This is a genomic window from Thermus sp. KWY1 (assembly GCF_057547025.1).
This window is the reverse complement of the sequence record NZ_BAAJPG010000023.1, coordinates 159,203-183,363: the sequence shown is the minus strand read 5'-3', so window position 1 is coordinate 183,363 and position 24,161 is coordinate 159,203. Positions and strand designations below refer to the sequence as shown.

At 65.9% G+C, this 24,161-nt stretch carries 22 protein-coding genes; 12 read left to right on the top strand and 10 right to left on the bottom strand.

Going from position 1 to position 24,161, the window contains the following annotated elements:
* Nucleotides 1–12: 12 nt before the first annotated feature.
* From AC27GT_RS07555 to AC27GT_RS07510, 10 genes are all read left to right on the top strand, one after another.
* Entirely contained in the window at nucleotides 13–1,920 is a 1,908-nt protein-coding gene (locus AC27GT_RS07555; RefSeq protein WP_015718136.1) for a DNA topoisomerase subunit B, read from the top strand.
* A 48-nt stretch (nucleotides 1,921–1,968) separates the two neighbouring features.
* A complete protein-coding gene (gene hrpB, locus AC27GT_RS07550) occupies nucleotides 1,969–4,314 on the top strand; it encodes an ATP-dependent helicase HrpB (RefSeq protein WP_487223873.1) in 2,346 nt (781 codons plus the stop codon).
* A 63-nt stretch (nucleotides 4,315–4,377) separates the two neighbouring features.
* Entirely contained in the window at nucleotides 4,378–4,770 is a 393-nt protein-coding gene (locus tag AC27GT_RS07545) for an SCP2 sterol-binding domain-containing protein (RefSeq protein ID WP_487223872.1), read from the top strand.
* Entirely contained in the window at nucleotides 4,767–5,801 is a 1,035-nt protein-coding gene (locus AC27GT_RS07540) for an alcohol dehydrogenase family protein (protein ID WP_487223871.1), read from the top strand. Before AC27GT_RS07545 ends, AC27GT_RS07540 begins: the two co-directional genes overlap by 4 nt.
* Nucleotides 5,802–6,081: 280 nt before the next feature.
* A complete protein-coding gene (locus AC27GT_RS07535) occupies nucleotides 6,082–6,492 on the top strand; it encodes a hypothetical protein (RefSeq protein ID WP_487223870.1) in 411 nt (136 codons plus the stop codon).
* A 51-nt stretch (nucleotides 6,493–6,543) separates the two neighbouring features.
* Nucleotides 6,544–7,554, top strand: coding sequence for an LptF/LptG family permease (locus AC27GT_RS07530; RefSeq protein ID WP_487223869.1), 1,011 nt, complete (start codon nucleotides 6,544–6,546; stop codon nucleotides 7,552–7,554).
* On the top strand, nucleotides 7,551–8,594 hold the full coding sequence (locus AC27GT_RS07525; protein WP_015718142.1) for an LptF/LptG family permease: 1,044 nt from the start codon (nucleotides 7,551–7,553) through the stop codon (nucleotides 8,592–8,594). Before AC27GT_RS07530 ends, AC27GT_RS07525 begins: the two co-directional genes overlap by 4 nt.
* The gene (locus AC27GT_RS07520; protein ID WP_487223868.1) at nucleotides 8,591–11,104 is read left to right on the top strand and encodes an LPS-assembly protein LptD; all 2,514 of its coding nucleotides are present in this window, start codon (nucleotides 8,591–8,593) and stop codon (nucleotides 11,102–11,104) included. The genes AC27GT_RS07525 and AC27GT_RS07520 overlap by 4 nt, the downstream gene beginning before the upstream one ends.
* Entirely contained in the window at nucleotides 11,101–12,102 is a 1,002-nt protein-coding gene (locus tag AC27GT_RS07515) for a hypothetical protein (RefSeq protein ID WP_487223867.1), read from the top strand. Before AC27GT_RS07520 ends, AC27GT_RS07515 begins: the two co-directional genes overlap by 4 nt.
* A gap of 3 nt (nucleotides 12,103–12,105) precedes the next feature.
* Nucleotides 12,106–12,789, top strand: coding sequence for an SDR family NAD(P)-dependent oxidoreductase (locus tag AC27GT_RS07510; RefSeq protein ID WP_054392401.1), 684 nt, complete (start codon nucleotides 12,106–12,108; stop codon nucleotides 12,787–12,789).
* Here AC27GT_RS07510 and AC27GT_RS07505 read toward each other — a convergent pair.
* The 9 genes from AC27GT_RS07505 to trmB form a co-directional block, all read right to left on the bottom strand.
* Nucleotides 12,710–13,045, bottom strand: coding sequence for a VanZ family protein (locus AC27GT_RS07505; protein WP_487223939.1), 336 nt, complete (start codon nucleotides 13,043–13,045; stop codon nucleotides 12,710–12,712). The genes AC27GT_RS07510 and AC27GT_RS07505 overlap by 80 nt on opposite strands.
* A gap of 43 nt (nucleotides 13,046–13,088) precedes the next feature.
* The gene (gene mce / locus AC27GT_RS07500; RefSeq protein ID WP_487223866.1) at nucleotides 13,089–13,490 is read right to left on the bottom strand and encodes a methylmalonyl-CoA epimerase; all 402 of its coding nucleotides are present in this window, start codon (nucleotides 13,488–13,490) and stop codon (nucleotides 13,089–13,091) included.
* 5 nt (nucleotides 13,491–13,495) lie between these two features.
* Entirely contained in the window at nucleotides 13,496–15,136 is a 1,641-nt protein-coding gene (locus tag AC27GT_RS07495) for an FAD-binding dehydrogenase (RefSeq protein ID WP_487223865.1), read from the bottom strand.
* Between the two features lie 163 nt (nucleotides 15,137–15,299).
* Nucleotides 15,300–16,241, bottom strand: coding sequence for a 4Fe-4S dicluster domain-containing protein (locus tag AC27GT_RS07490; RefSeq protein WP_487223864.1), 942 nt, complete (start codon nucleotides 16,239–16,241; stop codon nucleotides 15,300–15,302).
* Nucleotides 16,242–17,306 carry a bifunctional 3-deoxy-7-phosphoheptulonate synthase/chorismate mutase gene (locus AC27GT_RS07485; protein WP_487223863.1) on the bottom strand — a complete coding sequence of 355 codons (1,065 nt, stop codon included), beginning with the start codon at nucleotides 17,304–17,306 and terminating at the stop codon, nucleotides 16,242–16,244.
* Nucleotides 17,307–17,339: 33 nt separating this feature from the next.
* Nucleotides 17,340–18,083 carry a twin-arginine translocase subunit TatC gene (tatC, locus tag AC27GT_RS07480; protein ID WP_015718150.1) on the bottom strand — a complete coding sequence of 248 codons (744 nt, stop codon included), beginning with the start codon at nucleotides 18,081–18,083 and terminating at the stop codon, nucleotides 17,340–17,342.
* Entirely contained in the window at nucleotides 18,080–18,355 is a 276-nt protein-coding gene (locus AC27GT_RS07475) for a TatA/E family twin arginine-targeting protein translocase (RefSeq protein WP_015718151.1), read from the bottom strand. Before AC27GT_RS07475 ends, tatC begins: the two co-directional genes overlap by 4 nt.
* A 41-nt stretch (nucleotides 18,356–18,396) precedes the next feature.
* Complete coding sequence (gene glmU, locus AC27GT_RS07470) at nucleotides 18,397–19,758, bottom strand: bifunctional UDP-N-acetylglucosamine diphosphorylase/glucosamine-1-phosphate N-acetyltransferase GlmU (protein WP_487223862.1); 1,362 nt, start codon at nucleotides 19,756–19,758, stop codon at nucleotides 18,397–18,399.
* Between the two features lie 21 nt (nucleotides 19,759–19,779).
* On the bottom strand, nucleotides 19,780–20,715 hold the full coding sequence (gene trmB / locus AC27GT_RS07465) for a tRNA (guanosine(46)-N7)-methyltransferase TrmB (protein ID WP_487223861.1): 936 nt from the start codon (nucleotides 20,713–20,715) through the stop codon (nucleotides 19,780–19,782).
* 72 nt (nucleotides 20,716–20,787) lie between these two features.
* Between trmB and AC27GT_RS07460 the strand changes: the two genes are divergently transcribed.
* Complete coding sequence (locus tag AC27GT_RS07460) at nucleotides 20,788–21,393, top strand: DUF4388 domain-containing protein (RefSeq protein WP_487223860.1); 606 nt, start codon at nucleotides 20,788–20,790, stop codon at nucleotides 21,391–21,393.
* Nucleotides 21,390–22,364, top strand: coding sequence for an HD-GYP domain-containing protein (locus tag AC27GT_RS07455; RefSeq protein ID WP_487223859.1), 975 nt, complete (start codon nucleotides 21,390–21,392; stop codon nucleotides 22,362–22,364). Before AC27GT_RS07460 ends, AC27GT_RS07455 begins: the two co-directional genes overlap by 4 nt.
* Here the strand turns inward: AC27GT_RS07455 and AC27GT_RS07450 are convergent.
* Complete coding sequence (locus AC27GT_RS07450) at nucleotides 22,361–24,148, bottom strand: menaquinone biosynthesis decarboxylase (protein WP_487223858.1); 1,788 nt, start codon at nucleotides 24,146–24,148, stop codon at nucleotides 22,361–22,363. The genes AC27GT_RS07455 and AC27GT_RS07450 overlap by 4 nt on opposite strands.
* Nucleotides 24,149–24,161: the final 13 nt, after the last annotated feature.

Genomic DNA, 24,161 nt, shown 5'->3' with positions numbered 1-24,161 from the left:
TATACTAAGGGGGTGAGTTACGACGCTTCCGCCATTAAGGTACTCAAAGGCCTAGAGGGGGTACGCCACCGCCCCGCCATGTACATCGGGGGCACGGGGGTGGAGGGGTACCACCACCTCTTCAAGGAAATCCTGGACAACGCCGTGGACGAGGCCCTGGCGGGCTACGCCACGGAGATCGTCACCACCCTCAATCCCGATGGCTCCCTCACCGTGGAGGACAACGGCCGGGGCATCCCCGTGGACCTGATGCCCGAGGAGGGCAAGCCCGCGGTGGAGGTGATCTACACCACCCTGCACTCCGGGGGCAAGTTTGACAGCAGCGCCTACAAGGTCTCAGGGGGCCTCCACGGGGTAGGGGCCAGCGTGGTGAACGCCCTTTCCGAGTGGACGGTGGTGGAGGTGTTCCGGGAGGGAAAGCACCACCGGATCGCCTTCAGCCGGGGCGAGGTCACCGAACCCCTTGCCGTGGTGGGGCCCGCTCCCAAGGGCAAGACCGGCACCCGGGTCACCTTCAAGCCCGATCCCCTCATCTTCGGGAACCAGGCCTTTGACCCCAGCAAGATCAGGGCCCGCCTGCGGGAGGTGAGCTACCTGGTGGCGGGGCTTAGGCTGGTCTTCAAGGACCTAATCCACGGGCGGGAGGACGTCTACCTGGACAAAGGGGGGGTGGCCTCCTTCGCCAAGGCCCTGGCGGAAGGGGAGGAGCTTCTTTACGAAAAGCCCTTCCTCCTCAAGGGGCAGGAGGGGGAGGTGGAGGTGGAGGTGGGCCTCATCCACACCAAGGGGTACAACGCCGAGATCCTCACCTACGCCAACATGATCCCCACCCGGGACGGCGGTACCCACCTCACCGCCTTTAAGAGCGCCTACAGCCGGGCCCTGAACCAGTACGCCAAGAAGGCGGGCCTAAACAAGGAAAAAGGCCCCCAGCCCACCGGGGACGACCTTCTGGAGGGGCTTTATGCCGTGGTAAGCGTGAAGCTACCCCAACCCCAGTTCGAAGGTCAGACCAAGGGGAAGCTTTTAAACCCCGAGGCGGGGAGCGCCGTAAGCCAGGTGGTCTACGAGAAGTTTTTGGAAATCCTCGAGGAGAACCCCCGCATCGCCAAGACCATCTACGAGAAGGCCCTGCGGGCCGCCCAAGCCCGGGAGGCCGCCCGGAAGGCCCGGGAGCTGGTGCGTCGGCAAAACCCCCTGGAGTCCGACGACCTTCCCGGGAAGCTGGCCGACTGCCAGACGGAAAACCCGGAGGAAGCGGAGCTTTTCATCGTGGAGGGGGATTCGGCCGGGGGAAGCGCCAAGCAGGGCCGCGACCGGCGCTTCCAGGCCATCCTGCCCCTTAGGGGCAAGATTCTCAACGTGGAAAAGGCGGGGCTTTCCAAGGCCCTGAAAAACGCCGAGGTGCGGGCCATGGTGGCGGCCATCGGGGTGGGGATCGGGGGTACGGGCGACGAAGCCCACTTTGACCTCGAGGGCCTCCGCTACCACAAGATCATCATCATGACCGACGCCGACGTGGATGGAAGCCACATCCGCACCCTCCTCCTCACCTTCTTCTACCGCTACATGCGGCCCCTGATCGAAAGGGGGCACGTGTACATTGCCCAGCCGCCCCTTTACCGCCTGCAGGTGGGGAAAAAGGTGGAATACCTCTACTCCGACGAGGAGCTTGCCGCCCGCCTGAAGGAGCTGGAGGGGAAAAGCTACGAGGTGCAGCGCTTTAAGGGTCTCGGGGAGATGAACCCCGAGCAGCTTTGGGAAACCACCATGAACCCGGAGAAGCGGGTTTTGAAGAAGGTGGAGCTCCAGGACGCCCTCGAGGCCAGCGAGCTCTTCGAGAAGCTCATGGGACAGGAAGTAGCCCCCAGGAGGGAGTTCATCGAGGAGCACGCCCGCTACGCGGAGCTGGACATCTGACGATGAGGGAAGAATCCCTGGCTCCTTAGCCGAGACCCATTCCGCTCCATGCCCTACCCGCCCGACCACCCCGGGGATTGGCTGGAGAAAGCCACGGCCCTCCTCCTCCAGGAAGGCTGCCTTCTGCTGAAGGCCTACCCTGGGGCCGGAAAGAGCACCCTCTTCCCTCTCCGGCTCTTAAAGGCCTTGCCGGGCAGGATCCTCCTCTTTGAACCCCGGCGGGTGGCGGCCCGGGCCGTGGCGGCCAGGCTTGCGGAAAACCTGGGGGAGCCCCTGGGAAAAACCGTGGGCTACCGTGTGCGGCTGGAGGGCAAGGAAAGCCAGGAAACCCGCCTTTTGGTGATGACGGAGGGCCTGCTTCTCCGTTATCTCCTGGAAAGCCCCCACCTTCCTGGGGTTTCGGCGGTACTCCTGGACGAGGCCCACGAGCGCCATCTGGAGAGCGATCTGGCCCTAGCCCTACTCCTTCGGGTCCAGGCCACCCTAAGGCCCGACCTCAAGATCGCCTTGCTTTCCGCCACCCCCGACGAGGCCTTGGCCGCCTTAGCAGGAAGGGTCCTCGAGGTGGAGGGAGAAAGCCACCCGGTGGAGGTCTTTCACCTGGAAAGGCCTTGGGAAGGCCCGCTGGAACCCCTGGCCGCCCGCTATGCCCGCAAAGCCTTTCTGGAGGGAGAAGGGGATGTTCTGGTCTTCCTTCCGGGGAAAGGGGAGATAGAGCGCACGCAAAGGCTTCTTTCGGATCTTCCCGCCTTCCCCCTCCACGGGGGGTTACCCCTCCAGGAACAGGCCGCCCTGCTCCGGCCTGGACCCAGGAAGATCGTCCTGGCCACGGATGTGGCGGAAACCAGCCTCACCCTTCCCCAGGTGCGTGCCGTGGTGGACTCCGGCCTGGCCAGAAAACCCCGCTTTGACCCCAGAACCGGCCTCACCCGCCTGGCCCTCGTGCGCATCCCCGAGGAATCCGCCAGGCAACGGGCGGGCCGGGCTGGACGCACCGGACCCGGGCGGGTTTACCGCCTTTACCCCAAAGGCCCTTTTCCCCCAAAAAGGCCGGAGATCCTGGAGGCCGACCTCTCCCGGGCCCTCCTGGTGGCCCTGGCCCTGGGCGAGAAGCTGGAAGACCTCCCCCTGCCCACTAAGCCTCCCCGAGGGGCCTTGCAAAGCGCTTGGAACCTCCTGGAACTCCTGGGAGCGGTCCAAGGGCATGGGCTAAGCCCCCTGGGAAGGCGGATCCTCTCCCTCCCCACCCACCCCCGCCTGGCCCGCATGGTGCTGGAAGCGGAAAGGCTGGGCCTTCTCCCCCTGGCGGCCGATCTCTTGGCCCTCCTGGAGGAACGGAATCCCCTGGAGGGGGAGCCGGACCTGATGCTTCATCTAGAAGGCCTCCTCGAGGCCCGGAGGGAAAGGCGGGGTGCCTTTTGGCCCCACGAGCAGGTTTCCGCCCTCTGGCGGGGACGCTTTGGCCTGCTCTTTCCCGAGAGCAACCCCCCTGGCACGATAAAACCCCAGCAAAGCCTTCCGGCTCCGGAAGAAGTGGGCCGGCTCCTCCTGGCCGCCTATCCCGACCGGGTGGCCAAGCGGGTAGCCCCAAAGCGGTACAAGCTCTCCTCCGGGCCCCTTATCCAGCTATCCGGTGACGGCCCCGCCTACCTGGTGGCCCCCTGGGCCGACCTGGGCACCCAGGGAGGAAGGGTTCTTCTTTACGCCCCCCTGGCCGAGGAGGATCTCCTCAAGCGGGCCGAACTGGTCCTTTGGACCGGGTGGGAGGAAGGAAGGCTCCGGGGCTATCTGGAGCAGCGCTACGGTGCCCTGGTGCTGGAACGGGTGGCGGTGGACCCAGGCCCCCCCACGGCCAAGCACCTCGAGGAGGCCTTAAACGGCCAGCTACCCCTCCCCGAGGAGGCCCGGCAGGTCCTCCTGCGCCTCTCCTTCCTCCGAGCCCACGGGATAGAGGTGCCCGAACTCTCGGAGCAAGCCTTGCTTCGCGATCTTTCCTGGCTCCTCCCCTGGACCCAGGGGGTGCGGAAGGTGGAAGACCTCCTGGCCCTGCCCTGGAAGGAGATCCTTTTAAGCCTCCTGGGGGAAAAGCGGGAGCTTCTGGAGAGGCTGGCGCCGGAAAGCCTAGTCCTGCCCTCGGGCAAGCGCAGGCGCCTCACCTACCGGGAAGGGGCCCCACCCCTTCTTTCCCTGCGCATCCAGGAAGCCTTTGGCCTTCGGGAAACCCCCAGGGTGCTGGAAGGCCGGGTAGCGGTGGCGGTGGAGCTCCTTTCCCCCGCGGGCCGTCCGGTCCAGGTGACCCAGGACCTAAAAAGCTTCTGGGAAAACCGCTACCCCGAGGTGCGCCGGGAACTCATGCGCCGCTACCCCAAACACGCCTGGCCGGAGACTCCCTGAAACACCCCCTACCCAAGGTCTCGGGGCTAGGTTTATACTCGGTTTAAGCAAAGGGGGGAAGCCATGGAGCTTTTTCAGGAAGCTTGGGCCCAAGCCTACTGCCGGAAGCTGAACGAAAGCGAGGCCTACAGAAAGGCCGCCGCCACCTGGGAAGGAAGCCTGGCCCTGGCGGTGCGCCCTGACCCCGCCCTGGGGTTCCCCAAGGGGGTGGCCGTGGTGCTGGACCTGTGGCACGGGGCGTGCCGGGGGGTGCAGGTGGTGGAGGGGGAGGCCGAGGCCGACTTCGTCATAGAGGCCGACTTGGCCACCTGGCAGGAGGTGTTGGAGGGCCGCCTCGAGCCCCTCACCGCCTTGATGCGGGGCCTTTTGGAGTTGAAGAAGGGGAGCATCGCCGCCTTGGCCCCTTACGCCCAGGCGGCCCAGGAGCTGGTCAAGGTGGCCCGGGAGGTGGCATGAAGGCCCTGGTCTACCGCGGGCCCTTCCAGGTGGCGGTGGAAGAGGTGCCGGAGCCCAAGCTGGAGGCGGAAACCGACGCCATCGTCCAGGTGGAGCTGGCCGCCATCTGTGGCTCGGACCTGCACATCTACCACGGCAAGATCGCCGGGGTGCTGCCGGGCACCGTCTTGGGCCACGAGTTCGTGGGGCGGGTTGTGGAAAAGGGCCCCCTGGTGCCCTTCCCCCTGGGGGAAAGGGTGGTGGGGAGCTTCCAGGTGGCCTGCGGGGACTGCCCAGCCTGCCGCAAGGGGCAGTACTTCGCCTGCCTGAAAGGAGGGGTCTTTGGCTTCGGCTTGGCCCTGGGCAACCTCCAGGGAGCCCAGGCGGAAAGGGTGCGGGTTCCCTTCGCCCGGCAAAGCCTTTTTGCCATCGGGGACCTGCCCGCGGAGGAAGCCATCCTGGCGGGGGATATCCTCACCACCGCCTACGGGGGCGTAAGGCCCTTCCTCTCCCCTGGGATGAGCGTGGCGGTGGTGGGCTCGGGGCCCGTGGGCCTCATGGCCCAGATGGTGGCCCATGCTCTGGGAGCTGGACAGGTCTACGCCATAGACCCGGAGGAAACCCGCCTGGAAAAGGCCGCGGCCCTGGGAAGCCTGCCCGTCAACCCCAAGGCGGAAGACCCCGTGGCCCGGGTGCGCAAGGAAACCCAGGGCCTGGGGGCGGATCTGGTGGTGGAGGCGGTGGGCGGGGATGGGGAGGCCTTGAAGCTGGCCCTCCGCCTGGCGGGGCCCGGGGGCACCGTGTCCAGCCTCGGGGTGCCCACCGCCGAGAAGCTGGAATACCCTTGGCTGGCTGCTTTCAGCCGGGGCATCACCTTGAAAAGCGCCTTGGCCAACATCCCCCGCTGGATCGAGGAGGTTCTGGCCCTGCAACGAGCGGGAAGGCTTAGGGGTAGCTGGGTGTTCAGCCACCGCCTGCCCCTCGAGGAAGCCCCTGAGGGCTACCGCCTCTTCCACGAGCGGCAGGCCACCAAGGTGGCCCTGGTGCCCTAAAACAAAACCGCCGCCCGCAGGCGGCTTCTTCCTCTGACTTCTTCATTATACCACGGTTTGCCGGTATGTAAAGGGGTATGCAGGAAAACCCGTCCCCAACAGGGCAAAAGACCCCCAGTCACCCTTCCTCATGACCCCAAGGCCAGGGAGTCTAGGGAGCCTTTGGAGTTCCCCTGGAAGAAATCCGTATTAGGGCACAGGCCAGGACAATGTAACCTCGCTCCCGGCCCTCCCCGAAAACTGGGGCTAACCTCGAGGCAAGGCAAAGGAGGTAAAGGCCATGGCCCGGTATCTGGTGGTGGCCCATCGCACGGCCAAAAGCCCCGAGCTGGCCAGGAAGCTGGCCGAGCTTCGAAGCCAAGACCCCGAGGCCCGCTTTGTCCTTCTGGTACCCGCTGTGCCCCCGGCGGGCTGGGTCTATGAGGAGGGCGAGATCCAAAGGCGGGCCAAGGAGGAGGCGGAGGCCGCCAAGGCGGCCCTCGAGGCCCAAGGAATCGCCATAGAGGAGGCCAAGCCCGGGGATGTTTCCCCCATCCTGGCCCTGGAGGAGGAGCTCATGGCCCATCCCGGGGAGTACCAGGCCATCGTCCTGGCCACCCTGCCCCCGGGGCTTTCCCGCTGGCTCCGCCTGGACGTGCACAGCCAGGCGGAGCGCTTCGGCCTGCCCGTGATCCACGTGATCGCCCACTGAGCTCCCGCCTCCTGCGCTTGTTTCTCATCCTGGCCCCGTATACTCGGCCTGGTGCTGGGCCGGTATGTCCTCAAGGAGGTCCTGGTCCCCTACCTGGTGGGGGTCCTGCTTTTCGTGGCCCTCCTCACCTTTGACCTCCTCTCCAGCCTCTCCGGGGTGCTCCTAAGCCGGGGAGCCGGCGTGGAAGCCATCGCCAAGCTCATCCTCTACCGCCTGCCCTGGACCCTAAGCCTGGCCCTTCCCTTGGGCCTGGTCTTCGCCATCTTGGTGGGCCTCGCCCGCCTCATCCGCCAATCGGAGCTGAAGGCCGCTTACGCCGCCGGCGTACCCCCCTGGGCCCTTTTGAAACCCCTGGCGCTTCTGGCCCTTCTGGTGAGCTTCTTCAACCTCCTCAACCTGGCCGAGCTTCGCCCCAAGGCCCTCGAGGCCTACGACCAGCACCTGGCCCGGCTCCTCTACGGGGAAGGAGGCCTAAGCGGGGTGTTGCGCAAGCAGCTTTACGCCGCGGAGGGCCTCGGGGTCTACTACGCAGAGGAGGTGCGGCCCGAGGTGGGGCAAAACCGCCTCTACGGCATCCGGGTGGTGGACGAAAGGGGCCGGATCTACAGCGGCCAGGAAGGAGTCTGGGACAAGGAGGGGTGGCACTTCCGGGGGTACGTCCTGGAGGGGGGAAAACCCAAGCCCTTTGCCGGCACCCTTCCCTTCCCCACCCAGTTCCGCCCCAAGGAAAGCCTGGGCTCCCGCGATCCCTACGACTCCACCACCCTGCGGGAGCTTTGGGAAAGGAGCCGGGTGGAGCCCAGCGCCCGCTTCGCCCTGTACCGCCGGCTTTCGGATGCCCTCGGGGGCTTCTTCCTGGGCTTGGTGGCGGCCGCCTTGGGGCTTTCCTTCCGGGAGGCTGCCTGGGCCTTCCTCAGCATCGTCCTCCTCATCTTCGGCTACTACGTGCTCTGGACCCTGAGCGCCCAGCTGGCCCGCTACGACGTGAACCCCCTCCTGGCCTTCCTCCCCAACGCCTTCTTCGCCGCCTTGGCCCTTTACCTCACCTGGAGGCTCAGATGAAGACCCTGGACCGCTACCTCCTGCGCGAGGTCCTGGCCCACTTCAGCCTGGGGCTTGCGGTCATCGTCCTCCTCTTCCTGGCCGGGGCGGTCTACGAGGTCCTGGCCCCTTTGGTGGCCAAGGGCGCGGATCCCTACACCCTTCTCCTCTACCTCTTCTACCGCACCCCCGAGGCCCTGGTGCGGGGAGCTCCCGTGGCCTACCTCTTCGCTCTACTCTTCCTCCTCTCCCGCCTGGGCGAGGACTCGGAGCTCAAGGCCCTCCTGGCCCTGGGGATAAGGCGGGAACGCGTGCTTTTACCCCTTTTGGGCCTCGGGGCGCTCCTGGCCCTTTTGGGCTTCCTTTTGGGGGAAAGCCTGGTGCCCAAAGCCCTGGCCCAGGGGCAGGACCTCCTTCGCAGGCAGGTGCTGGAACGACCCAGGGCCCTTCTCACCCCGGGCACCACCTTCCAGGACGCCAGGGGCAGGGTGGTCTACGTGGGGGAGGTGGCCCGGGACAGGATCGGAAAGCTTAGAATCCTTTCGCAGGAGGAGGTGGTCCTGGCGGAGGAGGGGAGGTTCCAAGGAGGGGTCTTGCAGGTGGAAAAGGGCTTGAGGGTCACCTACGAGGGGGATAGGCCCAGGACCCTGACCCGCTTTCAAGAGGGGGAGCTGGTCCTCAGGGACCTCACCTTTGAGCCCTGGCAGAACCCGGCCAACCGCATGACCCTAAAGGAGCTCAAGGAGGAGGTGGAAAGGCTGAGGAAAAGCGGGGTTAAGGCGGGCCTCGAGGCCACCACCTACTACCGCCGCTACGCCGAGCCGGCGGCCAGCCTGGTCTTCGCCCTCTTCGCCACGGGACTGGCCTTCTACCTCCTGGGAGGGTCCCGGAGCCTGGGGCTTGTGGGGGTGGCGGTCCTCACCTTCTTCTACTACGCCACCTGGAGCGTGGGGCGGATCATGGGGGAGCAAAACGCCTTGGATCCCATCCTGGCCGCCTGGGGGCCCAACCTGTTCTACGGGATCCTGGGCCTCCTCCTCTTCCTGGGAGGGCGGAGGTGAGCCGGCCCTGGCCTGGAGCTATCCGAAAAGCCACTTTTGGGCTGGCCGCGGTCCTGCTCCTCTTCTCCCTGGCCCTGGCCCAGGAGAAGGTGTTGAGGATCCTGGAGGCGGAAAAGCTGGAGCTAAGGCAGGAAGGAGGGGAGGAGGTCTACGTGCTCACGGGGAACCCCGTGCGCCTGGAGCGGGATGGGGAGGCCATCGAGGCGGGAAGGGCCACCTACTTTCGCACCCGTAAGCTCCTTTTCCTCTCGGAAGGGGTGCGCTACCGGGACCGGGAGGGAAGGCTTGTGGAGGCGGAGGAACTTCAGATCGACCTCTCTGACGAAAGCTTTGACGCCCTCGAGGTGCGCATCGAGGCCAAGGACCTCCTGCTCACCGGCCCCCTTTGCCAGCGGGTGGCAGGGGCCATCCTCCTGGAAAACGGCTACGCCACCCCTTGCGCCTCGTGCGGCCAGGAGGTACCCGACTACGCCTTCCGCGCCCGGGAGATCGTCCTGTACCCAGGGGACCGGGTGGTGGCCCGGGGGGTGGTGGTGCTGGTGCAGGAGAAACCGGTTCTGGAGCTTCCCGTTCTCCTCCTCTTCCTCTCCGAGCGCCGGCCCCGGTTCGAGGTGGGCCAGGACGAAGGGGGCTTTTACCTGAAGGCCGCTTTGCCCTACGTGGCCGACTTCGGCCTGGGATTCACCCTCCTCTCCTACTACCAGGGCCGGGGCTACGGCTTCGGCTTTGACCACTACGGCACCGGGGAGGCCAAGGAGCGCTACTTTTTCCTCCACACTCCCCCGGACACCCTCCAGTACCGGGGGGAGTACGCCCTAAAGCGGCAGGAGTTTTCCCTCAGCGCCCTGGTGGAGCGGGACGATACCCGGGAAAAACTGACCCGCTTCCGCCTCGAGGCCCTCTCCCCCGGCACCCCCACGCCCCAGGACTGGCGCTACACCCTGAGGGTGGAGGGGTTTTTGGACCACGACCCCACCACCCCACCCCCCCGCATCCTCCAGCGCCTGCCCGAGGTGGAGGTCCAAAGCCCCGTGTTCCGGGAAGGTCCTTTTAGCCTGCAGGCAGGCTTCATCCTGGGGCGCTACCTGGCGGAAACCAACCCCCTAAACCGCTCCGCCCGGGCCCTTGGACCCTACGCGGAGGCGGGAAGGGCCCTCCTTTCCCACAGCGAAAGCCTTGCCCTCTCCCCCTGGCCCGGGGCCACCTTCCGGGCCGAGAACCGCTTCCGGGGGTTTTACTACACCACGCAAAACCCCGATGGGGAGCGCGAGCGGCAGGTGGACTGGACCACCTCGGCCAGCCTGCGGCAAAGCCTGGGAGGGTTCAGCGTGGAGGCGGGCTATGCCCGAAGCGTCCAGGAGGGGGAAACCCCCTTTCGGTTTGACGCCTTACCCCAGAGGCGAAGCCACCAGGCCACCTTGGCCCTGGGTTTCCAGGAAAGACCCCTTTCCTTGAGCCTGAAGGCGGGCAGGAACCTGGAGGAGGGAAGGTACCTTCCCCTGGAGGCCCAGGTCCTCCTGCAGGACCAGGGCTACAGCCTCACGGTGGGGCACAAGCGGGGCCTCGAGGGGGAAGGCCCCTTGGAAACCCGCCTCGAGGCGGGCTTCACCCCCTATCCCTTCTCCCTCAAAGCCAGCCTCCGCTTCGACCACCCGAAGGCCCTCTTTGACCCCCTCCTTCTGCAAGCAGGCTACGCCCTTCCCGGAGGAAGCCTCAACCTCACCCACCGTCACGACCTGAACGGCAAGGGAGCCCTCACCACCGACCTCACCTATGCCCTGCGGGAGGGAGTTACAGCCTACACCCTGCAAGGCCGGCGGGACTGGCAGGCGGACACCCTGGCCCTGCAAGGCCAGGCCATCCTCGGTCCGGAAAGCCTCTCCTTGCGGACCACCCTGGATCCCAAGGCCCTGGGCTACGCCCTGGGCTACCGCTTTGGGGCCGTTCCGGGACCCCTATTGGATCTGGAGCTTTCCGGGCGGTACCAGGAGGGCTTCCGGGCCACCAACCTGCGCCTGGGCTTGACCCAGGCCCTCCCCGAGGTGGGCTTCCGCCTAAACGCCAACCTGCACCTGCCCGAGGTGGAGGATAAGGACATCTACCTCAAGGACGCCACCTTCAGCGGCGGCATGGAGCTTTGGAAGCCCGTGCCCTCGGACGAGGCGGGGGAAGGAGCCATCCCCGGGCTTTCCCTCTCGGGAAGCCTCACCTACACCCGGAAGCCGCAAACCCCCGAGGGCTACAGCCTGGCCTTACGCAACTTCGGACCCACCCTCACCTTCCTGGGCAGGGAGAACACCAAGCTCCACCTGGCGGCCCTTCTCACGCAAAACCTTCCCGGAGAACCCCTAAAACCCCGCTTCATCCTGGTCCTGGACCGGTGTTGCTGGGCCATGCGCTTCACCCTGGACGCCGCCAAGGGGAGCGTGGGCCTGGCCTTCCTCTACGGGGGACAGGCGGCAGGGCTTCTCCTTTCCGAGGAGGGCGTAAAGCTGGGAGGTGGCCGGTGAAAAAGCTTTGGCCCTTACCCTTAGCCCTCTTGGGGCTCATCCTGAGCGCCTGCACGGGAAGCCAGGAACCCCCCCTGCCCGCCCTGGTGGCCATGGGAGGGGAGGGGGAGGTGCGCTTCTTCCGGGCCCGGGATCTCCAGGGAGGCACGCCAAACCCCGTGGGCACCTGGACCACCCCGGGCCTCCAGGACCTGGCCCATAGCCAAACCTTCGGGAGGCTCTACCTCCTTTTCCCTAACCGCCTCGAGGCCTACTCCACCCAAGGCTTCACGGAAGACACCGTCCCCCAGCCTTCTCCAACCCCGGTGGCCTTCCCGAACGACGTGGACTGCACCGGGGGGTACCTGCGGCTTGGGCAGAACCGGCTTCTCGCCCACTGCCCAGGGGCAGGAAGAGCCTTCCTCTGGAGCCTGGACGCCTCAGGGAACCTGGAGGAAGCGGACCTCACGGGCCTTCCCTCCGGGGTGCGCCTGGCTCTCTTTTCCCAGGGAACCCTGGACCTCCTGGCCTACATGAGCCCGCAAGCCCTGGGCTACCGCCCCCCCCAGAACCCTTCGGGCACCCCCAGGCTGGAAAAGCCCTTGGACCCCCAGGCGAGCCAAGGACCCTACGACCTTCAGCTGGACCGCCTCCGCGGGCGGCTTTTCGGGCTTGCCGCCACCGCCACCGAGGTGAGGCTCTACACCCTGGAAGGGGATTCCCTCACCAGCCAAAAGGTCTTGGGGGACTTCCCCCAGCCCAGCCATCTGGCCCTGGATCCCGTGGGAGGCATGGCCGTCTACGGCCGGGGGTTCCAGGTGCTCCTGCCCAAGGAATCCTCCGTGCAGCAGGAGTTCCGCACCTATACGGCCGGGCTCGTGGGCCAGGATGGCTACCTTTACCTAGTCCAGGGGCAAACCCTCGACGTCTACGACCTGGTGCCCTCCCCACCCCTCCTCCTGCGCTCCCAAGCCTTGGGGTTCAGCCCCACTTCCCTGGCCTTCATCCCGGTAGAATAAGGCATGCTCCAGGGTAAAGCCTTCTTGGTCACGGGAGCGGGGGGCGCCTTGGCCCGGGCGGTGATCCCCGCCCTGCACCGCGCCGGGGCCCGGCTTTTCCTCTCCGACCCCCGGGAGGAACGGATGGCGGAACGGGCCCGGGCCTACGGGGCCAAGACCTTTGTGGCCGACCTCACCCGGCTGGAGGAGGCCGAGGCCTTGGCCCGCTTCGTGGAGCGGGAGGCTCCCCTTTTCGGGGTGGTGCACACCGTGGGCGGGTTCGCCGCCGGGCGCTTTTTGGACTCGGACCCCGGGCTTTACGACTGGCTTCTGGACCTGAACCTGCGCACCACCTTCAACCTCCTCAAGGCCACCCTGCCCTACCTGGAGGCTCGAGGCGAAGGGTTTTTCGCCGCCATCGCCGCCGGCCCCGCCTGGACGGGGGCCGGCCCAGGAAGGGCCTTATACACCATGGCCAAGACCGCCTTGGCCAGCCTCATCCGCTCCCTCCAGGGGGAGGTGCAGGGGGTGCGCTTCCTCCTCGTCTACCCCATGGGTACCCTGGACACCGAGGCCAACCGGAAGGCCATGCCGGAGGCCGACCCCAGCCGCTGGATCGCCCCGGAACTCATCGCCGAGGCCATCCTCCTGGCCGCCTCCGCCAAGGGCGGAAGGCTTCTGGAGCTCCCCATCTACCCCCCCACCTAGCCCCCAGACAGGCTCCTAGAAAGTCCGCCACAAGGTCCCAGCCGAAGGCCTCCCGTCCGGGAACCCAGCTTTGGTGACACTCGTCCACCACCCCGTAGAGGGCGGCCAGGAGGAGGGCGGGACGGAAATCCCCGAAGGCCGCCCCCAGGAGGAAGCCCAAAAGCCCGTAGGCCAGGAAATGGGCACCCTTGTCCCAGGGATGGGGCAGGCCCATCCCGGTAGCGGGCTGGTCCGAAAGCCACCAGAGTAGCCCCATCTCCCCCAGGGCAAGGAGGGCCGGCACCCAGCGGAACCCTGGCCTACGCACCCTCCGTCTCCACCAGTTCCCAAAGCACCCCGAGGCCAAAGCCGGGGTGGAGGAAGGCCACCCGGTGCCCGCCAAAACCCGGCCGGGGGACCTCGTCGATGAGCCTGGCCCCTGCCGCCTTCAGCCGGGCAAGCTCCTCCTCAATCCGGGAGGTGGCAAAGGCCAGGTGATGAAGCCCAGGACCCCGCTTAGCCAGAAAGCGCCCCACCGGGGTATCCGGCCCCAAGGGGGCGAGGAGCTCCAGAAGGGTTTCCCCTTCCCCCCGGAGCAGGGCCACCCGCACCCCCTGGGCGGCCACCTCCCCTTCCGCCACCACGCCAAAGCCCAAAAGCCCGTAACGGGCCTTGGCCTCCTCTAGGTCCTCCACCGCAATGCCCACGTGGTGTACGCACATGGGAACTATCCTAGCTGCTCCGCCACCCCCTTGGCGGCCAAAAGCCCAGAGAAAAGGCATCCCCCCAAAAAGGTTCCCTCCAGAGCCTTATACCCGTGCATCCCTCCACCGCCAAATCCCGCCACCTCCCCTGCGGCAAAAAGGCCTGGCACGGGCTCCCCTTGGAGGGTAAGGGCCCGCCCCTTGAGGTCGGTTTGAATACCCCCTAGGGTCTTGCGGGTCAGGGTCCAAAGGCGTACCGCCACCAAGGGACCGCCCCTGCCGCCCAGGAAGGGGTGGGGTTTGGCCACGCGGAAGAGCCGATCTCCCAGATAGCGCCGGAATCCCTGGACGGCCAAAAGCTGCGCGTCCTTACAGAAGGGGTTGGAAAGCTCCCGGTCCCTGGCCTTCACCTCCCTTTCCAATCGCACGGGATCCAGGACCCCGGGGGCCAAGGCCTCCATCTTGTGCATCAGCCCGGAAAGGGTTTCATCCACCAAGAAGTCCTTGCCCCGCTGCAAAAAGGCCCTAACCGGACCGGAGGGACCGAAAATCCGATTTCGCACCACGCCCAGCCAGCTCCTCCCGGTAAGGTCCGGATTCTGCTCCGAACCGGACAGGGCAAACTCCTTGGCCAGGGTCCTGAGATCCAAAATGAACCAGCTCCAATCCAATCCCGTGCTCCGCAGATGGCGCAAGGTTTCTAGCGCATCAAAGCCGGGAAAGCAAGGCGGGGGAAGGCGCCTTCCCGTGGCATCCACCCAAAGAGCCGAGGGACCCGGAAGGATGCGGATCCCGTGGTGGCTCCAAATGGGGGCGTGGTTCTCCACTCCCTCGGGGTAGTGCCACATGCGGTCCAGGTTAACAAGGGCAGCCCCAGCCCGCTCCGCCAGGAAAAGACCCGATCCATCCACGTGGTCCGGGACCCCGGAAAGCATCCTCCTTGGGGGTTCCCCCATGCGCCTGGGCCAGAAGCGGCGCACCAAGTCCAGGTTGGCCCCCATACCCCCCGTGGTCAAAACCACCGCCTGGGCTAGGAAGCGAAACTCCCCCTTGGGCTTGCGGCTCGAGGGCGCCCCCCGGGGAACGGTGTCCGGCTCCAGGACAGTCCCCATGACCCCCACCACCCGGCCCTTCTCCAGCAGGACCTCCTCCACACGATGCCGGAGAAAAACCTTAAGCAAACCCCTGTCCTGCAATTCCTGAACCCGCCGCAGGAAGGGCTCCAGGAGCCCCGGCCCCGTCCCCCACACGATGTGAAAGCGGGGAACGGAGTTGCCATGGCCAAGGGCAAGGCCCCCTCCGCGCTCCGCCCAGCCCACCACGGGGAAGAAACGGACTCCTAAGGAGGTAAGCCAGGCCCGCTTCTCGCCGGCGGCGAACTCCAGATAGGCCTCGGCGAAACGCCTGCCCCATGAGTCCGTCTCCCTGTCAAACCCCGCCGCCCCGAACCAGTCCTCCCGAGCGAGCTCCAGGGAGTCCCGGATACCCAGGCGCCGTTGCTCCGGGGAGTCCACCAGGAAAAGCCCCCCGAAGGACCAGTAGGCTTGACCTCCCAGGTAAGGCTCCTGCTCCAGGAGAAAAACCCGCCTACCGGTCCCCGCGATCTCCGTGGCCGCCACCAGTCCGGCCAGTCCACCCCCCACCACGATGGCGTCGGCTTCCATGGTCTGCTTCCCTTTATACCAAGTTCAGGATCCTTTCGGGAAGAGGGCCATGCCCTTTTCCCAGAAATCCTGCCCTCCCCCCAGGGGAAAAGCCCAGGGAAGCTCCCAAAAGGCCGGTTCACCCGGGGCAAAACCCTCTAGTCAGCCGGATCCCGCCCAAGGCTCAGAGATCGTACCAAGGAGGCCTTCCCCGGTAAAGCTCCAGCTCCTGGAAAAGCTCCTCCTTACCCGCCTCCTCGAGGCGGATCACCTGGGGCGGGCAGCTTTCCACACAGGCCCCGCATCCCGTGCAGGCCTCCACCTTGAGCCTTAGGACGTACTCCTCCCCCTCCCGCACCCTGTAGACCGCCTCCGTGGGGCAGACATTGGTGCACACCGGGCAAAGGGTGCATCCCTCCTCCACCCGGATCCTGGGCCAGCGCACCTCGGAAGCCCGCCTGGCCGCCAAAAGGCGCAGGCGAAGCTCCGCCGGCATGCCCTTTTCCTCCTCCGGGGCAGGAAGGGGAAGCTCGGGCACCAGGTCGGCGGCGGTGCGCTTGGCGCTTCCCATAAGGGCCTGGAAAAGTTCCCTCCGCCCCACCTTCTCCCCGGGAAGCTCCCCTTGCAGGACCTCCACCTCCACAGGGTGGTAGCGCTGGGCCTCTTCCACCATCCTTTCCAGGTGCTCGGGTACCGCAGGCCCCCCGATCCTACAGGAGGCGCAATCCCCCCGGGCCAAGACCACCTTCCCGAAACGGCTACCCGCCTCCGCCAAAAGCCCCGGGGTCAGGCGGCCCAGGCACAAGACCTCTTCTCCCTTGCCCTCCGCCTTGGAGCAGCGGATCTGCCCCTTGCCCCGGATCAAGGCCTCCTGGATGCCTCCCAAGGGGTACTCCAGGGCCACCCCAGGGCAGACCCCCGTGCAGAGGCCGCACCCGGTGCAGAGCACCTCGTCCAGCTCCACCCGGAAGCTTTCCAGGCGCACCGCCCCCCTGGGGCAGGCCTGGTAGCAACGGTCGCACCCCCCCACGCTGTTCTTGTAGAGGAGACAACGGGCCTCCGTGTAGCGGGGCCTGGGGTCCGTGGCCTTGAGGAAGGCGTTCAGAAGGTTATCCAAGAAGCCCATTCACGCTCCTAGAAGGTCCTCTATGGCCTTAAGGAAGGCCTCAAACTGCCGGAAGTCCATCTGCTGTTGGTTATCGGAAAGGGCCACCTTGGGGTTGGGGTGGACCTCCACGTGCACCCCATCCGCCCCCACCGCCAAGGCCGCCCGGGCCAAGGGGGCAAGAAGATCCGTGCGCCCGGCGGCGTGGGTCACATCCACCACCACGGGCAGGTGGGTTTCCTGCTTGGCCAAGGCCACGGCGGAGAGGTCCAGGGTGTTTCGCGTCCAGCGCTCAAAGGTGCGGATTCCCCTTTCCACCAGGATGACCTGCTCATTGCCCTGGCTCAGGATGTACTCGGCGGCATAAAACCACTCCTCCATAGTGGCGGAAAGCCCCCTCTTGAGAAGGATGGGCTTACCCGAGCGCCCCACCTCCTTGAGGAGGGCGAAGTTCTGCATGTTCCGGGCCCCGATTTGGAGGATGTCCGCGTACTCCGCCACCACCTCCACGTCCCGGGTATCCATAACCTCGGTGACGAAAACCATACCAAAAGCTTCCGCCGCCTTGCGGCCGAGCTTCAGCCCCTCCACCCCCAGGCCCTGGAAGCCATAGGGGCTGGTCCTGGGCTTGAAGGCCCCGCCCCTTAGGACCTTGACCCCCTTGGCGGAAAGGAAGCGGGCGGTTTCCATCATCTGCTCCTCGGACTCGATGGAGCAGGGCCCGGCGATGAGGAGGGGCTTCTCCCCGAAGACCACCTCCCCCACCCGTACCCGGGTGGGCTCGGGCTTGTGCTTGCGGGAATAGAGGAACTTCTTCTGGTCCTCCCGCTCCTCGAGGTCCAGGCTGGCCTTGAATATCTCCTTGAAAAGCTTTCGGATGGTTTCCGGAGGAAAGGGACCGGGGTTTTCGGCGGTGAGGTAGGCCAGCATCTCCTCCTCTCGCTTGGGGTCGTAGTGGGGCAGGCCGAGCTCGGTCTGGATGCGGCCGATCTCCTGCACCAGCCTTCCCCGTTCGGAGAGGAGGCGCAGGATTTCCCGGTTAACCCGGTCCACCTCCCTACGCAGGGCCAGAATGCGCTCGTCCATGGGCTATTCTATGGGGCAAAGCCCCTTAGGGTGTCAAGCGGCTTCTTCCTTGGGCCTGGCCCGCTCCGCCACCCTGGCCACCAGCACGGAGATCCAGTAAAGGACCAGGAGGGGAATGGTGACGATGGACAGGGACACCACGTCCACCGTGGGGGTGATGAGGGCCGCCAGGCTGAGGAGCAGGACCACGGCGATCCGCCAGTTGCGGGCCAGGAAGGCGGAGGAAAGGATCCCCAGGCGGGCCAGCAAGTAGCTCACCACCGGCATCTCAAAGACCAGGCCCATGACCCCCATCATCATGAGGACCTGGCCCATGTAGCGGCCGATGGAGATCTGCGGGGTGATGACCTCACCCAAAAAGCCCAGGAGGAAGGGTATGGCGAAGGGCAAAAAGCCGTAGTAGGCGAAGAGGGCCCCCAAGGCGAAGCTAAACCCAGCCCCCAGCAAGAAGGGCACCGCCAGCCGCTTCTCGTGCTCGTAAAGCCCCGGGGCGATGAAGGCCCAGACCTGGTAGACGATGAAGGGCAGGGCCAACACCAGCCCCCCGAAGGCCGCCACCTTCAAGGAAACCAAGAAGGGCTCGGTGATGTCCAGGACGATGAGGTTCACCTGGATGTGGTTCTGCTGGGCCGCCAGGTCCAAGGGCCGCTTCAGCCACTCCAGAAGCTGGACCCTAAAACTCCAGGCCACCCCCGTACCCACCACCCAGGCCACCAGGGACCAGAGAATACGGGCCCTGAGCTCCTCCAGGTGCTCAACCAGTGGGGCTTCCTTCAAGCCTTGCGCTCCTCTTGGGGTTCGGAAACCTCAGGGGCCTTGGAGGAAGCCTCGGAAACCGGCTTCTCCCTAGCCAACCTAGCCCCTTCGGGGCCCTTTTCCTCCCGCACGTCCACGCTCTTCTCCAGCTCCTCCCGGATCTCCTGGGCCCCCCGCTTGAACTCCCGGATGCTCTGGCCCAGGGAACGGCCGAGCTCGGGGAGTTTCTTGGGCCCGAAGATGAGGAGGGCCACCACCAGGATCACCAGGATTTCCGGCATGCCCAGGTTCATACCCCCCAGTTTACCACCCGGGCTGAAAGGAAGGTGAAACCCTAGTCCCCCTCCCGCTTGCGCCGGGCGTAGCCCTCGAGGTTCCGCTGCCTCTCCCGCGCTACGGCCAGGGCATCCTCGGGCACATCGTGGGTGATCACGCTCCCCGCCCCCACCATGGCCCCATCCCCCACCCGCACCGGGGCCACCAGCACGCTGTTGGAACCGATGAAGGCTCCCTTGCCGATGAAGGTTCTGTGCTTGCGCTTGCCATCGTAGTTGGCGGTGATGACCCCGGCCCCGATGTTGGTGCCCTCCCCCACCTCGGCATCCCCCAAATAGGCCAGGTGCCCCGCCTTGACCCCGGGGTGGAGGAGGCTATTCTTCACCTCCACGAAGTTGCCCACGTGGGCCCCCTCCCTGAGAACGGCCCCGGGGCGCAGCCGGGCGAAGGGCCCGGCGCCGGCTCCCCTACCGATCACCGCCCCCTGGGCCACGGTGTGGGCCAATACCCGGGCCCCCGGTTCCAGGAGGGTGTCCTCGAGGACCGCATAGGGTCCCACCTCCGCCCCCTCGCCGATTCGGGTCTTGCCCTTAAGCACCACCCCTGGCCAGAGGGTCACGTCCGGGGCCAGCTCCACGCTGGCCTCCAGGTAGATGCTCTCGGGAAGGATCATCCGCACTCCCTTTCGCATCCACTCCCGGCGCAAGGCCGAAAGGAGCACTCCCTCCACCCGGGCGAGTTCCTCCCGGGTGTTCACCCCCAAGGCTTCCTCCGCCACCCCTCTCACCGCCACCACCCTCCGCCCCCTGGCCCGGTAGATGGCGATGAGGTCGGGGAGGTAGTACTCCCGGGCGGCGTTTTCGTTTCGCACCTCCTTGAGGGCCTGGAAGAGGAAGCCGTCAAAGGCATAGGCCCCAGCGTTCACCTCCCGGATGGCCTTGACCTCAGGGGAGGCATCCTTCTCCTCCACACTGCCTAAGATCTCCTCCCCCTGGCGCAGGATGCGGCCGTAGCCGGTGGGGTCAGAAAGCTCCACGGTGAGGAGGGCCATCCCCGCTCCCTCCTCCACCCTTTCCAGAAGGTCCCTTAGGGTTTCCGGGCGAAGAAGGGGCGTATCCCCCTGGGTGACCAGGGTGGGGCCAGGAAAGTCCTTTAACAAGGCCTCCGCCTGCAAAAGGGCGTGGGCGGTGCCGAGCTGTTCTTCCTGCACCGCCACCTCCACCGGATAGGCCTTTAGGACCTCCATCACCTGCTTGGCTCCATGCCCCACCACCACCACCAGCCTTTGGGGTTCCAGGGCCAGGGCCGTTTCCACCGCATAGGCCAGCATGGGCTTGCCCAGAAGGGGATGGAGCACCTTGGGCAGGCGGGATTTCATGCGGGTCCCCTGCCCGGCGGCCAGGATCACATGGGCGTGCATAGGGCTATTTTAGGGCGTGGGCTAGGTGTGGTCCTGGACCACCTCGAGGCCCACCCTCCCCAGCTCCTGCACCAGAGCCCGCACCGCCTCCTTCACCCCCTCGGTGATGAGGGGGCTACCGAAGCGACTAACCCCTGCATAGAGCCCGTGGGCACTCCTCCTCACTTCCAGAAGCAAATCCTGGGTGAGGTCTTCTTCCTCCACGTGGGTGAGCACGTAAAACCCTTCCTCCCCCCGGGCCACCTCCAGAAAGACCGCCACCCCCCCGGGGATGGCCACGGGAGCCTTGGCAAGGGTAAGCTCCTTGGGCAATTCCCCCCTCAACAGCGCATGGGCCACCTCGTACCTCCTTATGGGCGGCCAAGGCGTGGGATCCTCGGCCACCTTGGTGAACACCGCATGGAAGAAGGTCCGGCCCGCCTCCTTCCACTTGAGGGCATACTTGGTGCGCAGGTGGGCCTCCGGGGGCTCCTTAACTTCCACCCGGTAAAGCCCGCTCCGTTTCGCCTCCTCCAGGGCGAAGCGGAAGTACTCCTCGTGGTCGGTGGTGAGGAGGAGGTCCCCACCCTCCTCAAGCCGGGTGGAAAGCCTGCGGAAAAATCCCTCCTGCAAAAGCCGCTTCCGCTGGTGCCGCTTCTTGGGCCAGGGATCGGGGAAGTTGACGATGACCCGCCTTAAGCTCCCCGGCGGCACCAGGTTCCTCAGGGCGAAGGGGCCTTGCCCGTGGTAAAGGCGCACGTTCCCTATGCCCTCGCGCTTCAGGCGCCTATAGGCCCTCAGGACGCTGGCCGCCGAGACCTCAGCCCCCAGGATGAGCCATTCCGGATGGGCCTTGGCAAGCTCCGCGGTGAAGCGCCCGTCGCCAAAGCCCACCTCGAGGACCAAGGGCCCCTCCCGGCCAAAGAGGTCCATCACCCGAGGAGGCCAAAGGGGAAGAAGGGCGGGCCGCACCAGCACGAGGGGGGATTATACGGCCTTTTCAAATCGTTTTCACAGGGGGGCTCTAGGGTGAAGGCAGGAGGTTGGGTTATGGCCCTGTTTGGAAGCCTCAATGCACTGCCCCTCGAGGAGCTCCTCCAGCTTCTCTCCCACAAGGAGGGGGCCCTGGAAATTTGGAACGTGAAGGATATTCCCGCCACCACCCTTTACTTGAAGCCCGGCTATATCCGCTCCATTGACCAGCACGGCAAGCCCCTCGAGGCCCTGGCCGCCAAAGCCACCCTGCAAGCCTTGCTGCAAGCCCGGGAGGGCAGCTTCGAGTTCCTCCCCGGAGCCAAGCCCAAGCACAAGGTGCGCTTGAACTGGCCTGTGGAGAAGGTTCTTCTGAGCACCATTACCCTCCAGGATGAGCTAGAGCGCTACCGCCCGTACTTCCCCCATCCCAAGGCCATCTTCAAGGCTTCCGAGGTGGCCAAGAAGCACATCCCGGAGGAAAGCTTTCTGGCCAAGTCGCTTCCCTACCTGGAAAAGGGGGTGTCCGCAGAAGGCCTCTCCAAGGCCCTTGGCCTACCCCTGGACCTGGTTCGGTTTCACCTCTTCCGCCTGGAGCGGAAAGGGCTGGTGCAACGCACAGGGCAAATGGAGAGCAGCCGCCCAGGGCTTCTGGGCCAGCTACTCAGCGGGGTGAGGCTATGAAACACCCCCAGTTCCCCCATGCAAAAAGGGTGTTGCTGGTAGACGACGAACCCATCCAGCGCCTCCTCCTCATGCGGGCCCTGGAGCCTTTAGGTGTGGAGGTCCAGGAGGCGAGAAACGGGCAAGAGGCCTTGGACCTCCTTAGGGATAGCCTCCCCCATGTGGTGCTCACCGACCTGCATATGCCCATCATGGATGGCCTCGAGCTCACCCGCAGGGTCAAGGCCCTGGACCCCTTGCTTCCCGTCATCCTCCTCACCGCCGATGGGGACCGGGAGGTGCGCCTTAAGGGTATAGAGGCCGGGGCCGACGACTTTCTAAACCGCCCCGTGGATTTGGCGGAGCTCAGGCTTCGGGTCAAGGGCCATCTGGAGCGCCGGAAACTGCAAGAGAAGCTGGAGGACCTGGAAAGGGCCCTTTTTGCCCTGGTGCGGGCGGTGGAGGCCAAGGACGCCTACACCGCAGGCCACGGGGAAAGGGTGGCCCAGTACGCCCTCTGGACCGCGGAGGAACTTGGGGCGAAGCCCGAGGAGCTCGAGGACCTCCACATGGGAGCGCTTCTTCACGACGTGGGCAAGATCGGCATCCCCGACCACATCTTGCGGGGAGACTACGCCCTCACGGAGCACGAGTGGCGCCTTATCCGGGAGCACCCGGTGAAGGGAGACGAGATCATCCGGCCCCTAAGGGCCTACACCCGCTTAAAACCCTACGTGCGCTGGCACCACGAGAAGCTGGATGGCTCCGGCTACCCCGACGGCCTAACCCAGATACCCCTCTTGGTGCAGGCGGTGACCGCCGCCGACATCTACGATGCCCTGACCAGCGTGCGCACCTACCGTAAGGTAGCCCGGCCCGAGGAAGCCTTGCAGGCCCTGGAAAACGAGGTGCGCCAAGGACGCCTGGACCGGGAGGTGGTCCGGGCGTTTAAAAGCGCCCTCCTTCGCAACCGGGCCCTGCGAACCGCCTAAAAGCCGTACTCCTCCCAGCGGGAGTCCACCAGGGCTTTGATCCGGGCATCCATAAGGATGCGCTCGGGCCAGGTGCGGGCAAAGCCCTCCTGGGGCAGCTTGCGGGTGCCGTCCAGCACCAAGACGGGGCCCTCCACCCCCTCCATCACCCGGGCATCCCGCTCCGGATCTATGTTGTTAAGCACAGCCCAAAGAAGCTCCTCGGGGGTAAGGAGGATGTCGTGGTCTGCCAGGAGCATCAAGCGTATGCCAGCGCTTTGCGGGGTCTTGAGGAGCCTTTCCGCCAGGGCCAGGGCCTGGCCTGGCCTCTCCTTGCCCAAGGTAACCCCCCAGATGCCCGGCCACTGCCTTTGGGCCTGGGCCTCCGGGTCCTGGGGAAGCTCGGCATGGACCCTGGGGGTGAAGGGTACCTCCCCCCCCTCTTCGGGAAGCTTACGGGTACCATCCACAAGAAGCTTCCCACCGAAGGCGAAGCTCCTTGAGCTATGGTCCAGCACATCCATGGGCCCCCGAAGGAGGAGGGTATCCCGCCCGGGCAGGGCATGCTTGAGGGCTTCCAAAAGGGTTTGAAACCCCGGCCTCACCGGAACATCCCCATCCACGGCCACGATCACCTTGGCGAACATCATCTGCCCAAGCCCCAGCATCCCGTAGGCCACCTTGTAGGCCTGGCCCGGATAGGCCTTGCGCAAGGCCACGTTCACCCAGTTGTGGGCCACCCCTTCCGGGGGCATGTGGTAGTCCACCACCTCGGGAAGGATGAGGCGCAAAGGCGGCAGGAAAAGGCGCTCGGAAGCCTCGATAAGGTAGGCGTCCTCCATGGGAGGTACCCCCACGATGGTGGCGGGGTAGATGGCCCTTTTCCGGTGGGTAATGGCGGTCACGTGGAAGCGGGGATAGAGATCCACGGGGGTGTAGAAGCCCGTGTGGTCCCCAAAGGGACCCTCCTCCACCAGGGGCTCTTCCGGGTCAATGTAGCCCTCCAGCACGAACTCCGCCTCGGCGGGGACAGGAAGGTCCACGGTGACGCCCCGGGCGAGCTCCACGGGAGCACCCCGCAGGAATCCCGCCAGGTGGAACTCGCTTACCCCGGGAAGAGGGGGCAAAGGGGCGGTGGCGGCGTAGGTGAGGATGGGATCCCCCCCCAGGGCCACGGCCACCTCCAGCTTTTTCCCCAGCTTTCTGGCCTTTTCCAGGTGCTGGCGGCCCACCTTGTGGAGCTGCCAGTGCATGGCCGTGCTCCTTTTGTCCAGAACCTGCATGCGGTACATGCCCACGTTGAGCTCCCCGGTCTCCGGGTCCTTGGTGATCACCAGGGGTAGGGTGAGGAAGGGCCCTCCGTCCAAGGGCCAGCACTTCAGGATGGGAAGGCGGAAGAGGTCCACTGCCTCTCCCTTGAGAATCACCTCCTGCACCGGGGCCCTCCCCACCCATCTGGGGAAAAACCCTCTAAGAAGGGGAAGCTTGGGAAGAAGGCCCATGAGGGCGGAGATCCCCCCCCTTCCCGGCTTCAACTCCAGCAAGCGGGCCACCTTCTCAGAAAGCTCGTCCAGGTCCCGAACCCCCAGGGCGAAGGCGGTGCGCTCCCGGGTGCCGAAGAGGCCGATGGCCACAGGGAAGTCCTTACCCACCACCCTTTCAAAAAGGAGGGCAGGACCCCCCGTTTTCACCATGCGGTCGGCAATCTCCGTGATCTCCAGCTCGCTGGAAACGGGCACCCTTATTCGCTTGAGCTCCCCCCGCCTCTCCAGGGCTTGGAGGTAGGCCTCGAGGTTCCTAAACACCCTCAAGCTTACC